This window comes from Thalassolituus sp. UBA2009 (assembly GCF_002335285.1).
Taxonomy (GTDB): domain Bacteria; phylum Pseudomonadota; class Gammaproteobacteria; order Pseudomonadales; family Oceanobacteraceae; genus Venatoribacter; species Venatoribacter alkanivorans.
This window is the reverse complement of sequence record NZ_DDCJ01000089.1, coordinates 2599-15203: the sequence shown is the minus strand read 5'-3', so window position 1 is coordinate 15203 and position 12605 is coordinate 2599. Positions and strand designations below refer to the sequence as shown.

25 protein-coding genes are annotated in these 12605 nt (G+C 50.6%); 1 reads left to right on the top strand and 24 read right to left on the bottom strand.

The features are described from left to right. Positions 1 to 46 precede the first annotated feature (46 nt). On the top strand, positions 47 to 964 hold the full coding sequence (locus B3P58_RS11105) for an alpha/beta hydrolase (protein WP_286717531.1): 918 nt from the start codon (positions 47 to 49) through the stop codon (positions 962 to 964). A gap of 73 nt (positions 965 to 1037) precedes the next feature. On the opposite strand, the gene rplQ is transcribed toward B3P58_RS11105, so the two are convergent. From rplQ to rplB, 24 genes are all read right to left on the bottom strand, one after another. Further along, positions 1038 to 1448 carry a 50S ribosomal protein L17 gene (rplQ, locus tag B3P58_RS11100; protein ID WP_145466699.1) on the bottom strand — a complete coding sequence of 137 codons (411 nt, stop codon included), beginning with the start codon at positions 1446 to 1448 and terminating at the stop codon, positions 1038 to 1040. A gap of 32 nt (positions 1449 to 1480) precedes the next feature. Beyond that, positions 1481 to 2482 (bottom strand): DNA-directed RNA polymerase subunit alpha, encoded by a 1002-nt coding sequence (locus tag B3P58_RS11095; protein ID WP_145466700.1) that lies wholly within the window; start codon positions 2480 to 2482, stop codon positions 1481 to 1483. A gap of 22 nt (positions 2483 to 2504) precedes the next feature. Beyond that, on the bottom strand, positions 2505 to 3125 hold the full coding sequence (gene rpsD, locus B3P58_RS11090) for a 30S ribosomal protein S4 (RefSeq protein ID WP_145466701.1): 621 nt from the start codon (positions 3123 to 3125) through the stop codon (positions 2505 to 2507). A 12-nt stretch (positions 3126 to 3137) separates the two neighbouring features. Then, complete coding sequence (gene rpsK / locus B3P58_RS11085; protein WP_145466702.1) at positions 3138 to 3527, bottom strand: 30S ribosomal protein S11; 390 nt, start codon at positions 3525 to 3527, stop codon at positions 3138 to 3140. 72 nt (positions 3528 to 3599) lie between these two features. Continuing rightward, entirely contained in the window at positions 3600 to 3956 is a 357-nt protein-coding gene (gene rpsM, locus B3P58_RS11080) for a 30S ribosomal protein S13 (protein ID WP_145466703.1), read from the bottom strand. A 106-nt stretch (positions 3957 to 4062) separates the two neighbouring features. Beyond that, complete coding sequence (rpmJ, locus tag B3P58_RS11075; RefSeq protein WP_145466704.1) at positions 4063 to 4176, bottom strand: 50S ribosomal protein L36; 114 nt, start codon at positions 4174 to 4176, stop codon at positions 4063 to 4065. A 20-nt stretch (positions 4177 to 4196) separates the two neighbouring features. Beyond that, positions 4197 to 5516 carry a preprotein translocase subunit SecY gene (secY, locus tag B3P58_RS11070; RefSeq protein WP_145466705.1) on the bottom strand — a complete coding sequence of 440 codons (1320 nt, stop codon included), beginning with the start codon at positions 5514 to 5516 and terminating at the stop codon, positions 4197 to 4199. Next, a complete protein-coding gene (gene rplO / locus B3P58_RS11065) occupies positions 5516 to 5950 on the bottom strand; it encodes a 50S ribosomal protein L15 (protein WP_145466706.1) in 435 nt (144 codons plus the stop codon). Before rplO ends, secY begins: the two co-directional genes overlap by 1 nt. 1 nt (position 5951) lies before the next feature. After that, positions 5952 to 6137 carry a 50S ribosomal protein L30 gene (rpmD, locus tag B3P58_RS11060; protein ID WP_145466707.1) on the bottom strand — a complete coding sequence of 62 codons (186 nt, stop codon included), beginning with the start codon at positions 6135 to 6137 and terminating at the stop codon, positions 5952 to 5954. A 6-nt stretch (positions 6138 to 6143) separates the two neighbouring features. Beyond that, on the bottom strand, positions 6144 to 6653 hold the full coding sequence (gene rpsE, locus B3P58_RS11055) for a 30S ribosomal protein S5 (RefSeq protein ID WP_145466708.1): 510 nt from the start codon (positions 6651 to 6653) through the stop codon (positions 6144 to 6146). An 11-nt stretch (positions 6654 to 6664) separates the two neighbouring features. Further along, positions 6665 to 7015 (bottom strand): 50S ribosomal protein L18, encoded by a 351-nt coding sequence (gene rplR / locus B3P58_RS11050; RefSeq protein WP_145466709.1) that lies wholly within the window; start codon positions 7013 to 7015, stop codon positions 6665 to 6667. Between the two features lie 10 nt (positions 7016 to 7025). Continuing rightward, positions 7026 to 7559 carry a 50S ribosomal protein L6 gene (gene rplF / locus B3P58_RS11045; RefSeq protein WP_145466710.1) on the bottom strand — a complete coding sequence of 178 codons (534 nt, stop codon included), beginning with the start codon at positions 7557 to 7559 and terminating at the stop codon, positions 7026 to 7028. Between the two features lie 11 nt (positions 7560 to 7570). Then, positions 7571 to 7963 (bottom strand): 30S ribosomal protein S8, encoded by a 393-nt coding sequence (gene rpsH / locus B3P58_RS11040; RefSeq protein WP_260997558.1) that lies wholly within the window; start codon positions 7961 to 7963, stop codon positions 7571 to 7573. Between the two features lie 60 nt (positions 7964 to 8023). Beyond that, a complete protein-coding gene (rpsN, locus tag B3P58_RS11035; RefSeq protein WP_145466712.1) occupies positions 8024 to 8329 on the bottom strand; it encodes a 30S ribosomal protein S14 in 306 nt (101 codons plus the stop codon). A gap of 10 nt (positions 8330 to 8339) precedes the next feature. Then, positions 8340 to 8879, bottom strand: a complete 540-nt coding sequence (gene rplE, locus B3P58_RS11030) for a 50S ribosomal protein L5 (RefSeq protein ID WP_145466713.1) — start codon at positions 8877 to 8879, stop codon at positions 8340 to 8342. Positions 8880 to 8897: 18 nt separating this feature from the next. Beyond that, positions 8898 to 9212: a 50S ribosomal protein L24 gene (gene rplX, locus B3P58_RS11025; RefSeq protein WP_260976893.1), complete on the bottom strand. Its 315-nt coding sequence runs from the start codon at positions 9210 to 9212 to the stop codon at positions 8898 to 8900. A 16-nt stretch (positions 9213 to 9228) separates the two neighbouring features. Beyond that, positions 9229 to 9597, bottom strand: a complete 369-nt coding sequence (rplN, locus tag B3P58_RS11020) for a 50S ribosomal protein L14 (protein ID WP_145466715.1) — start codon at positions 9595 to 9597, stop codon at positions 9229 to 9231. Between the two features lie 32 nt (positions 9598 to 9629). After that, positions 9630 to 9896, bottom strand: a complete 267-nt coding sequence (gene rpsQ, locus B3P58_RS11015) for a 30S ribosomal protein S17 (RefSeq protein WP_260976894.1) — start codon at positions 9894 to 9896, stop codon at positions 9630 to 9632. A gap of 2 nt (positions 9897 to 9898) precedes the next feature. Next, on the bottom strand, positions 9899 to 10090 hold the full coding sequence (gene rpmC / locus B3P58_RS11010; protein WP_145466803.1) for a 50S ribosomal protein L29: 192 nt from the start codon (positions 10088 to 10090) through the stop codon (positions 9899 to 9901). After that, positions 10090 to 10503, bottom strand: a complete 414-nt coding sequence (rplP, locus tag B3P58_RS11005) for a 50S ribosomal protein L16 (RefSeq protein ID WP_145466717.1) — start codon at positions 10501 to 10503, stop codon at positions 10090 to 10092. The genes rpmC and rplP overlap by 1 nt, the downstream gene beginning before the upstream one ends. A gap of 12 nt (positions 10504 to 10515) precedes the next feature. Beyond that, positions 10516 to 11205, bottom strand: coding sequence for a 30S ribosomal protein S3 (gene rpsC, locus B3P58_RS11000; RefSeq protein ID WP_145466718.1), 690 nt, complete (start codon positions 11203 to 11205; stop codon positions 10516 to 10518). Positions 11206 to 11216: 11 nt separating this feature from the next. After that, entirely contained in the window at positions 11217 to 11552 is a 336-nt protein-coding gene (rplV, locus tag B3P58_RS10995) for a 50S ribosomal protein L22 (RefSeq protein WP_145466719.1), read from the bottom strand. 13 nt (positions 11553 to 11565) lie between these two features. Further along, a complete protein-coding gene (gene rpsS, locus B3P58_RS10990) occupies positions 11566 to 11841 on the bottom strand; it encodes a 30S ribosomal protein S19 (protein WP_145466720.1) in 276 nt (91 codons plus the stop codon). A gap of 17 nt (positions 11842 to 11858) precedes the next feature. Further along, positions 11859 to 12605, bottom strand: a 747-nt coding sequence (rplB, locus tag B3P58_RS10985) for a 50S ribosomal protein L2 (RefSeq protein ID WP_286717520.1), incomplete at its 5' end; no start/stop codon positions are given.

The window sequence follows — 12605 nt, the reverse complement described above, 5'->3', positions numbered from 1 at the left end:
TTTTTATCCCCATCAGTAAAATCAATAAAAAATCACAGGAAGGCTTATGGCCAGTCTGACCGCCCGCCTGACACGCACTCTTCTGCGTGCTTTGGTGCAACCGACATTCACACCCGAATTCGGCCTTAAACGCCAGCGCCAGCGTTTAAATGCCCTGCAACAACTCATGCCCATGCCTTTTGGCGTACGCAAACAGATTACTCCCTGTGGCGGCGTTCCCGCCTGGCGTCTGACACCGGCGACCGTACATAACGCCGGCAGCGCACAAAATACCGGTGCAAGCGTGATGCTGTATCTGCATGGCGGAGGCTATGTCGTCGGTTCACCGACCAGTCATGGTGAAATGGTCGCCCGTATCGCCCGCCAGTGTAGTATTGATACCTGGCTTATTGATTACCGCCTTGCTCCTGAACATCCGGCACCAGCCGCCCTTGAGGACGCACTCAGTGCCTACCGTACCCTCAGTGCTCAGGGGCCGGTGATAATTGCCGGAGATTCTGCCGGCGGCGGTCTGAGTTTGGCCCTGACTGCGGCTGTTCTGGAACAGCAGCTGCCACGCCCACAGGCTCTGGTTTTATTCTCGCCCTGGTGTGATCTGAGCTGCAGCGGAGCTTCCATCAGTGAAAGGAAAGAACGGGAGGTATTACTGCAGACAGACTGGATTCTCTTTGCGGCGGAGCAGTATGCCGGGCAGCAGAATCTGGACAATCCGCATATATCGCCACTGCATGCCGACTTCAGCGATTTTCCACCTACCCTGATTCAGGTTGGCAGCGAAGAAATTCTGTACGATGACAGCGTGCGCCTCGCTCAGCGTATGCGCCATGCAGGCGTTGAGGTAACCCTGAGTGAATACCCACAGATGTGGCACGTATTTCAGCTGCACGCCGGTTATATGCCTGAAGCTCGCCAGGCACTGAATGAAATTGCGGCTTTTACCAGACAGCAGCAAAAGCGCGGATAACGGCCAATAAAAAAAAGCCAATAAAAAGGCCCGCAGTCTTACGACGGCGGGCCTTTTTATTTAACTGCCGAAATTACTCAGCGGCTTCATCCTGAACTTCAACAACATCCGCTTCTGCTACTGCAACCGGACGGTCTACCAGTTCAACATATGCCATTGGAGCGTTATCACCAGCACGGAAGCCACATTTCAGAATACGAATGTAACCACCCGGGCGGGTTTGATAACGAGGACCCAAATCGCTGAACAACTTACCTACTGCTTCTTTGCTACGGGTACGAGCAAAGGCCAGACGACGGTTAGCAACTGAATCTTCTTTTGCAAGAGTGATCAGTGGCTCAGCTACGCGACGCAGCTCTTTCGCCTTTGGCAGGGTAGTCTTGATAATTTCATGCTCGAACAGGCTCACCGCCATGTTTTTAAACATGGCTTGACGGTGTGCGCTGGTACGATTGAAGTGACGACCACTTTTACGATGACGCATGGTTTTATTCCTTAACTAACTGAACGCTCTGCTCAGGCTAATACTTTGTCGTCGTTACGGAGGCTGGCAGGTGGCCAGTTCTCCAGATGCATTCCCAACGACAGTCCGCGTGAGGCCAGAACGTCTTTGATTTCAGTCAGAGACTTCTTACCTAAATTAGGAGTCTTCAACAGCTCTACTTCTGTACGCTGGATCAGATCACCGATGTAGTAAATGTTTTCTGCTTTCAGACAGTTGGCAGAACGAACAGTCAGCTCCAGGTCGTCCACAGGACGCAGGAGAATCGGATCGATCTCTTCTTCTTCACGAATCTGTTCAACGACTTCGTCGTTCTCCAGATTTACGAAGATAGCCAGCTGTTGCTGCAAGATGGTCGCGGAACGACGGATCGCTTCTTCCGGATCGATGGTACCGTTGGTTTCGAGATCGATAACCAGTTTGTCCAGATCGGTACGCTGTTCCACACGAGCGCTTTCAACGCTGTAAGAAACACGCTTAACCGGGCTGTAGGTAGCATCAAGCTGCAGTTTGCCAATGGCCTTGGTTTCTTCATCGTTCTGGTTACGGGACTCAACAGTCTCGTAGCCACGACCGGAAGCAACTTTCAGGGTCATTTTCAGTTCAGCGCCTTCACCCAGATGGGCAATAACGTGAGCTGGGTTAGCAACCTCAACACCATGATCCAGTTGAATATCGGCAGCTGTTACTGTTGCCGGGCCAACTTTCGCCAGGCTCAGAATCGCTTCGTCACGTTCATGTAATTTGACCGCAACACCTTTCAGGTTCAGCAGGATTTCAATTACGTCTTCCTGTACACCTTCGATCGCGCTGTACTCATGCAGAACGCCATCGATTTCGCATTCAACGATTGCAGCACCCGGCATAGAGGAAAGCAGGATACGACGCAATGCGTTGCCTAAAGTGTGGCCGAAACCGCGCTCAAGCGGCTCCAGAGTCACTTTAGCGTGGGTATTGTTTACCTCATCCACCTGGATGTGACGAGGTGTCAAAAATTCATTAACTGCACGCTGCATAGCTGCCCCTTAAGTTCCTCTATTACTTAGAGTAAAGTTCCACGATCAGGTTTTCGTTGATCTCTGCTGGGAGATCAGCGCGCTCAGGAACTGCTTTGAAAGTCCCTTCCATCTTACCTGCATTGACATCAATCCACGCACAATCAGTGCGCTGTGCTGCCAGCTCAAGAGCAGTTTTGATACGATCCTGATTTTTCGCTTTCTCACGAATCGTAACCACATCGCCGCTCTTAACGTTGAACGAAGGAACGTTCACAGTCTGACCATTCACAGCTACTGCTTTGTGAGTGACCAGCTGACGTGATTCAGCGCGGGTAGAGCCGAAGCCCATGCGGTATACAACGTTATCCAGACGAGATTCCAGCAGTTGCAGCAGGTTTTCACCGGTTGCGCCTTTACGACGCGCTGCTTCTTTGTAGTAGCTGCGGAATTGCTTTTCCAGGATACCGTACAAGCGACGTACTTTTTGCTTTTCGCGCAGCTGCAGACCGTAGTCAGACAGACGACCGCGACCAGCACCGTGTACGCCAGGCTTGGTTTCCATTTTGCATTTAGTGTCTAATGCACGAACGCCGCTCTTCAGGAACAGGTCAGTTCCTTCACGACGAGACAGCTTACACTTAGGACCAATATAACGTGCCATATTTCTGCCTCCTTATACGCGACGCTTCTTAGGTGGACGACAGCCGTTATGTGGGATCGGAGTAACATCAGTGATGTTAGCGATCTTGTATCCACATGCGTTCAGAGCGCGGACTGCTGATTCACGACCTGGACCTGGACCTTTAACTTCCACGTCGAGGTTTTTCAGACCGTACTCTTTTGCTGCTTCACCAGCACGCTCTGCTGCTACCTGAGCGGCGAAAGGAGTGCTCTTACGAGAACCACGGAAACCTGAACCACCGGCGGTTGCCCACGACAGAGCATTACCCTGACGGTCGGTGATGGTTACGATGGTGTTGTTAAAAGAGGCGTGGATGTGCGCAATGCCATCGACTACCGTCTTTTTAACCTTTTTCTTGGTTGATCTTTGTGGCTTAGCCATTTTTAAATCCTGCTTTTAATATCAACACTGCAACAAGTCGAATGCAGCTACACTAAAAGACCGACCGTAAGATTACTTACGGATCGGTTTGCGCGGGCCCTTACGGGTACGAGCATTCGTTTTAGTACGCTGACCACGAAGTGGCAGGCTGCGACGGTGGCGGATACCACGATAGCAAGCCATATCCATCAGACGCTTGATGTTCATTTGCACTTCACGGCGCAAATCACCTTCAACCGTATGTTTAGCTACTTCGTTACGAACAACATCCAGCAACTCTTCGCTCAGATCACCGATTTTGGTGGTCTCAGCAATGCCAGTAGCGGCACAGATCTGCTGGGCAGTAGTACGACCAATGCCATAGACATAGGTCAGAGAAATCACTGCATGCTTGTTGTCAGGAATATTGACACCGGCAATACGGGCCATGTCTAACTCCGTTACACTTTACTTGATGAAAGGGCGCGAGATACTACAGTCAGCTCAAAAATAAATCAAGCCATCTGTAATACTCACACCCGACCTTGTCCGGGGATTAACCCTGACGTTGCTTGTGCTTTGGATCTGAACAGATCACGCGCACACTACCGTTACGGCGAATAATTTTGCATTCACGGCAGATTTTTTTAACAGACGCACGTACTTTCATGACAGTCTCCTAAATCTGGCTCAGCGTGCTGAGCCAAAATTCTTCAGATTTGCTTTCTTCATCAGCGATTCGTACTGGTGTGACATCAGGTGCGATTGAACCTGAGCCATGAAATCCATTACGACCACAACCACGATCAATAACGATGTGCCACCGAAGTAGAAAGGTACATCTGCAGCGACTACCAGGAACTGAGGCATCAGACACACCGCGGCAATGTACAGCGAACCGAACAGAGTCAGGCGTCCTAAGACAGCATCAATATACTTGGCAGTCTGAATGCCCGGGCGGATACCCGGAATGAAAGCACCAGACTTCTTCAGGTTTTCGGCAACATCTTTCGGGTTGAACATCAACGCCGTATAGAAGTAGCAGAAGAAAATAATACCGGCAGCGAACAGTACGATGTACAGCGGCTGGCTTGGCGCCAGAGCCATACTGATGTCCTGCAGCCACTCCATACCCTCACCCTGGCCAAACCACGTTCCCAGAGACGCAGGGAACAACAGCAGGCTTGAAGCAAAGATCGCAGGAATTACACCGGCCATATTAAGTTTCAGCGGTAAATGACTTGTCTGTGCCGCAAACATCTGACGACCCTGCTGACGTTTTGCGTAGTTGATGGTGATGCGACGCTGGCCGCGCTCAACAAAGACTACGAAACCGATCACCACGACTGCCAGGGCAGCAATAACCAGCAATACCAGAATATTCAGGTCACCCTGACGCGCAGACTCGAAAGCCTGACCAATTGCACTCGGCAGACCAGCAACAATACCGGCGAAGATCAGGATAGAGATGCCATTACCGATACCACGTTCGGTAACCTGCTCACCCAGCCACATCATGAACACTGCACCTGCCACGAAGGAAGGTACGGCTGCGATGTAGAAATCAATGCCCGAAGAGAAAGTAACGCCCTGGCCGGCAAGGCCGGCCGAGACGCCGAAGGCCTGAATCGTTGCAAGCAGTACAGTACCGTAACGGGTGTACTGGGTAATCTTGCGACGACCGGCTTCGCCTTCTTTCTTCAACTGTTCCAGCTGCGGACTCACCGCCGTCAGCAATTGCATGATAATGGAAGCAGAGATATAGGGCATGATGCCCAGCGCCAGAATACTCATGCGCTCCAGTGCACCACCGGAGAACATATTGAACATTTCCAGGATTGTGCCCTGGTTCTGCTCGAATAAACGTGCCAATGCTTCCGGATTAATACCTGGCACCGGGATATGGGTGCCAATCCGATATACTACAATCGCCAGGAGCACGAAGCGGATGCGTGACCAGAGTTCAGTCAGTCCGCCTTGCATGCCCTGTGGGAGTCCTTGCCTAGCCATTAGTCTTCGACCTTTCCACCGGCTGCTTCAATAGCAGCTTTTGCGCCTTGAGTGACTTTCAGACCTTTGATGGTCAAAGCCTTCTTGACTTCACCAGACAGAATCACGCGAGCTTCTTTGATCTTCTCGCCGATAACGTCTGCAGCTTTCAGTGCTGCCAGATCTACAACATCGCCTTCAACCAGAGCCAGTTCGTTCAGACGGATCTCTGCAACGTACTGTGCTTTGCGTGAAGTAAAGCCAAATTTTGGCAGACGACGGTGGATTGGCATCTGACCGCCTTCAAAGCCCGGAGCCACTTTACCGCCTGAGCGTGATTTCTGACCTTTGTGACCACGGCCACCAGTCTTACCCAGACCGGAACCGATACCACGGCCAACACGCTTAGGAGCAGGCTTCGAACCAGGAGCTGGGCTCAATTCGTTGAGACGCATATTACTCCCCTTCTACCTTAACCATGTATTGAACTTGGTTGATCATGCCGCGTACAGATGGAGTATCTTCCAGCTCAACGGTATGACCAATACGACGCAGACCCAGGCCTTGCATGGTTGCACGGTGCTTTGGCAGCTTGCCAATGGTGCTCCGTGTCTGGGTCACTTTTACGGTTTTCTTAGCCATAACGTATTACCCCAGGATCTCTTCTACGGACTTACCGCGCTTGGCAGCTACTTCTTCCGGAGACTTCATTTGTGCCAGACCATTGAAGGTTGCACGAACAACGTTTACCGGGTTGGTAGAGCCATAGCACTTAGCCAATACGTTTTTAACACCAACCATCTCCAGAACGGCGCGCATTGCACCACCGGCGATGATACCGGTACCTTCAGAGGCCGGCTGCATGTAAATCTGTGCGCCAGAGTGACGGGCACGGACAGGATACTGCAGAGTGTTGCCGTCCAGCTGAACATTGACCATGTTGCGCTTAGCCTGTTCCATCGCCTTTTGAATTGCCAGAGGCACTTCACGGGACTTACCACGACCAAAACCTACACGACCATTGCCGTCGCCAACCACGGTCAGAGCGGTAAAGGCGAAAATACGACCACCTTTTACCACTTTGGCTACGCGGTTTACCTGAACCAGCTTCTCTTGCAGTTCACTTTCGTTACGTTCTACACGTTCATTATTTGCCATGATCTTTACCCTTAGAATTCCAGGCCGCTTTCACGAGCCGCGTCAGCCAGAGCTTTAACACGACCATGGTATTTAAAACCAGAACGATCGAACGCAACTTTGGTGATGCCAGCGGCTTTCGCACGCTCAGCAATCAACTGACCAACTTTGGTCGCTGCATTAACGTTACCAGTAGTGTCACTACGCAGATCCGCTTCAACGGTTGAAGCTGTCGCCAAGACGGTAGCGCCATTGGCAGAGATGATCTGAGCGTAAATGTGTCTGGGCGTACGATGAACGCACAGACGAACCGCGCTTTTCTCACGGATGTTCATCCGTGTTTTGGTGGCACGGCGCAAACGAGCTTTTTTCTTCTCATTCATGGCCTAGACCTTACTTTTTCTTGGCTTCTTTACGACGCACATTTTCATCAGCATAGCGAACACCCTTACCTTTATAAGGTTCTGGTGGACGGTAGCCACGGATCTCAGCAGCAACCTGACCTACTTTCTGCTTATCAATACCTTTGATAACCACTTCGGTCTGGCTTGGCGTCTCGACAGAAATGCCTTCCGGCAGTTCATAGTCGATTGGGTGAGAGAAGCCCAGAGTCAAATTTAATGACTTGCCGGATGCTTTGGCACGATAACCAACACCCTGCAGAATCAGTTTCTTTTCGAAACCAACGTTAACACCGGTAACCATGTTGTTTACCAGGGCGCGGAAAGTACCGGCCAGAGCGTTGGCTTGCTTGTCGCCAGTTTTAGGAGCGAAGGTCAGTACGTTTTCTTCCTGTTTGATTTCAACAGAAGAATGTACATCCAGTTCTAACTGGCCTTGCTTGCCTTTGATGGCGATTTTGTCTGCAGCCAGTTTAACTTCTACACCGGCTGGGATTTGTACAGGAGCTTTTGCTACGCGAGACATCGTAATTCCCCTTAGAATACGGTCGCAATAACTTCACCGCCCACGCCCGCAGCACGAGCAGCGCGATCAGTCATAACGCCTTTAGAGGTGGATACGATAGCCACACCCAGACCTGCTTCAACTTTAGGCAGCTCTGTGGTGCCACGGTACTGACGCAGACCAGGGCGGCTAACGCGCTGGATACGTTCAATAACTGGCTTACCTTCGTAGTATTTCAGATCGATGGTCAGGGTCGGTTTGACCGCTTCATCGATAGAAAAACTGTTGATGTAACCTTCAGCTTCGAGAACCTGGGCTACAGACTTCTTAATTTTTGAAGACGGCATGCTTACATTCTTATGACCAGCTTGCTGGGCATTACGAATGCGGGTGAACATGTCCGCCAACGTATCTTGCATACTCATTAATAGTTACCTCTGTTGTACAGCGCCCCCCTTCCGGTTCTACCCGAAAGGGGGAATTGCTTACCAACTAGCTTTTTTCAGGCCTGGCACATTACCCTTCATGCCTTCTTCGCGCAACTTAATACGTGAAAGCTTGAATTTACGGTATACGCCGTGTGGACGACCTGTCATTTGACAACGACGCTGCAGACGGCTCGCGGATGAATCGCGTGGCAGTTTCTGCAGAGCCTGTTGTGCATTCCAACGCTCTTCGTCAGAAGAGTTAACGTTGCTCACGATCGCTTTCAGTTCAGCGCGCTTGGCGGCAAACTTGGCAACCAGTGCTTCACGCTTCAGTTCACGATTCTTCATGCTAATCTTAGCCATGCTTAACTCCTTAGTTACGGAACGGGAACTGCAGCGCTTTCAGCAGAGCGCGGCCTTCTTCGTTGGTTTTTGCGGTAGTTGTGATGGTCACATCCATACCACGGACCTTGTCTACTTTATCGTATTCAATTTCCGGGAAGATGATCTGTTCCTTCACACCCATGCTGTAGTTACCACGACCATCGAAAGACTTAGGGTTGATACCACGGAAGTCACGAACACGTGGCAGAGCCACGTCGATCAGACGATCCATGAATTCCCACATACGCTCACGACGCAGGGTAACTTTACAGCCAATTGGCCAGCCTTCACGCAGTTTAAAAGCTGCGACAGACTTACGTGCCTTGGTGACAACAACTTTCTGGCCGCTGATGGCTTCCATTTCGGCCACAGCGTTGTCCAGCAGTTTCTTGTCGCCCAGTGCTTCACCAACACCCATGTTCAGGGTGATTTTGGTGACTTTAGGCACTTCCATAATGTTTTTGTAACCAAACTCTTCTTGCAGCTTGGCTACTACTTCGTTTTTATACAGTTCTTGTAAACGTGACATAGTAGTATCCAACTCCAATTAGGCGTCGACTTGATCGCCTGTGGATTTGAAGATACGTACCTTGCTTTCGCCTTCAACTTTGAAGCCAACGCGGTCAGCTTTCTCAGTTTTCGGGTTCCAGATGGCTACGTTGGAAACCTGAATACCGGTTTCTTTTTCAACGATGCCGCCTGGCTGCTGCAGGTACGGGTTTGGTTTCTGGTGTTTTTTCACCACGTTAATGCCAGATACCAGCACACGGCCATCCTGCAGAACTTTCTGCACTTTGCCACGCTTGCCTTTATCTTTACCGGCAATAACAACTACTTCGTCATTTTTGCGAATCTTTAACATATCTCGTCCCCCTCCCTTAGAGCACTTCTGGTGCCAGGGAAATGATTTTCATGAACTGCTCAGAGCGCAGCTCACGAGTCACAGGGCCAAAGATACGGGTACCGATTGGCGCCAATGAAGCATTCAGCAGAACGGCAGAGTTTACATCAAAACGGATAATAGATCCGTCCGGACGACGTACACCTTTACGGGTACGTACTACCACGGCGTTCATTACCTGACCTTTTTTCACTTTACCGCGAGGAATTGCTTCCTTAACGGATACTTTAATCAAATCACCGATGCCGGCATAACGACGATGAGAACCGCCCAGTACTTTGATGCACTGTACGCGCTTCGCGCCGCTGTTGTCGGCAACGTCGAGCATTGATTGAGTTTGAATCATGCCTCTCGCTCCTAACTAACTGCGCCCGGTCCTCAGACCTTGGCGGCGCGCTCGTCGATATTTACCAGCGCCCAGGTCTTGTTTTTAGACATTGGGCGTGACTCTTTTACAGTAACGAGATCGCCAATCTGGCACTCGTTGTTTTCATCGTGGGCCATCACTTTAGTAGAGCGTTTCACGAACTTTTTATAGATCGGATGCTTAACAAAGCGTTCAACCAGAACAGTGACGGACTTGTCCATCTTGTTGCTCACGACACGACCACTCAGGGTACGAACGGTTTTTGTGTTCTCAGTCATGATTATTCACCTGCCTTGCTAGCCAGCACGGTTTTTACGCGAGCGATGTCACGACGGGTCTGGCCGATCAGATGAGTCTGACCCAGCTGACCTGTCGCTTTCTGCATACGCAGTTTAAATTGATCGCTCAACAGTTCTTCCAGCTGAGATTGCAGCTCAGCCACTGATTTATTTTTCAGTTCACTTGCTTTCATCACAGCACCGTCCGTTTAACAAATGCGGTTTCAAAAGGCAGTTTCGCAGCAGCCAGAGCAAAGGCTTCGCGAGCCAGCTCTTCTGGTACGCCTTCGATTTCGTAAAGAACGCGACCTGGCTGGATCTGACAAACCCAGTACTCAACGTTACCCTTACCTTTACCCATACGAACCTCAAGAGGCTTCTCGGTAATTGGCTTATCCGGGAAAACGCGGATCCAGATTTTACCACCACGCTTCACTTTACGAGTCATCGCACGACGTGCTGCCTCAATCTGACGAGAAGTCAGACGACCACGTCCAGTAGCCTTCAGAGCGTACTCACCGAAGCTCACTTTAGAGCCACGGATCGCCAAACCGCGGTTGCGGCCGGTCTGAACTTTACGGAACTTTGTACGTTTTGGTAACAACATAACTAATTCCCCTTATGAACGACCGGTTTTCTTTTTGCCCTGGTTCTTAGCGCGGTCACGTACCTCTTGGATACCACCGAGGATCTCGCCTTTGAAGATCCATACTTTTACGCCAATAACACCATAGGTAGTGTGTGCTTCATAAGTTGCGTAGTCGATATCTGCACGCAGTGTGTGCAGAGGAACACGACCTTCGCGGTACCACTCGGAACGAGCGATTTCAGCACCACCCAGACGGCCACTCACTTGGATCTTGATACCTTCGGCACCACCACGCATTGCATTCTGTACAGCACGCTTCATAGCGCGACGGAACATCACACGACGCTCCAGCTGACTTGCAACGCTCTGGGCTACCAGCTTGGCATCCAGATCCGGTTTACGAACTTCTTCGATGTTGATGTGTACCGGGATACCCATCAGATCGCTGAGATCTTTACGCAGAACTTCTACGTCTTCACCTTTTTTACCGATCACGATGCCTGGACGGGCAGTGTGAATGGTTACTTTGGCGTTTTGCGCTGGACGCTCAATAACGACCTTGCTCACTGAAGCCTTTTCCAGGCGCTTTTCGATCAGAGATCGAACAGCAATGTCAGTCAGCAGGTTGTCGGCGTACTTATCCTTACCGGCATACCAGATCGAGTTATGATCTTTAGTGATACCTAAACGGATACCGGTTGGATGAACTTTCTGACCCATCTGACCAACTCCTATTTTTCTGAAACTTTCACAGTGATGTGACAAGTGCGTTTCATGATGCGATCGGCACGACCTTTCGCACGTGGACGAATACGCTTCATTGTCATACCTTCGTCAACGAACACGGTAGAAACCTTGAGTTCGTCTACGTCGGCACCGTCGTTGTGCTCAGCGTTGGCGATGGCAGATTCCAGTACTTTCTTGATGATGTCTGCGCCTTTCTTACCTGAGAAGGAAAGAATGTTCAGAGCTTCATCAATCTTCTTGCCGCGGATCTGATCCGCAACCAGACGTGCTTTCTGTGCAGACAAGCGAGCACCACGTAATACAGCGGCTACTTCAGACATATTTCACCCCTTATTAACGTTTGGCTTTCTTATCCGCCACATGACCCTTGTAAGTACGGGTCAGCGCGAATTCGCCGAGTTTATGTCCTACCATGTCTTCAGTTACGAAAACTGGCATGTGTTGTTTGCCGTTATGAACAGCGATTGTCAGCCCCACGAAATCTGGAAAGATTGTGGAGCGGCGAGACCAGGTCTTGATCGGACGTTTGTCGTTCTTCTCAAGAGCAGCCTCTACCTTCTTCATCAAGTGATGGTCAATAAATGGACCTTTTTTCAATGAACGTGGCACAGTTCTATCCTCTCTAATTATTTCGCAGAACGACGACGTACGATAAGTTTATCGGTACGCTTATTCTTACGAGTCTTGTAGCCCTTGGTTGGAACGCCCCATGGAGTAACAGGATGACGACCACCAGAGGTACGACCTTCACCACCACCGTGTGGGTGATCAACAGGGTTCATTACCACACCGCGAACGGTAGGACGAACACCGCGCCAGCGCGAAGCACCAGCCTTACCCAGTTCACGCAGAGCGTGCTCATTGTTGCCAACTTCACCGATAGTGGCACGACAATCAGACAGAACCTTGCGCATTTCGCCAGAGCGCAGACGCAGAGTGCAGTATGCACCTTCACGCGCTACCAGCTGAGCAGAGGTACCTGCAGAACGTGCGATCTGACCACCTTTACCAGGCTTCAGTTCTACGTTGTGAATTACGCTACCAACCGGTACGTTGCGCAGAGACATCGCGCTACCTACTTTGATCGGTGCATCTTCACCAGACACAATCGCATCGCCAGCACTCAGGCCTTTAGGAGCCAGAATGTAACGACGTTCGCCGTCGGCGTACTTCAGCAGTGCAATGTTTGCGCTGCGGTTAGGATCGTATTCCAGACGTTCTACAACTGCTGGGATACCGTCCTTGTCACGTTTGAAGTCGATCAGGCGATAATGCTGCTTATGACCACCACCAATGTGACGGGTAGTAATGTGACCGTTGTTGTTACGACCACCACTTTTTGACTTCTTCTCAACCAGAGCTGCGAAAGGCTT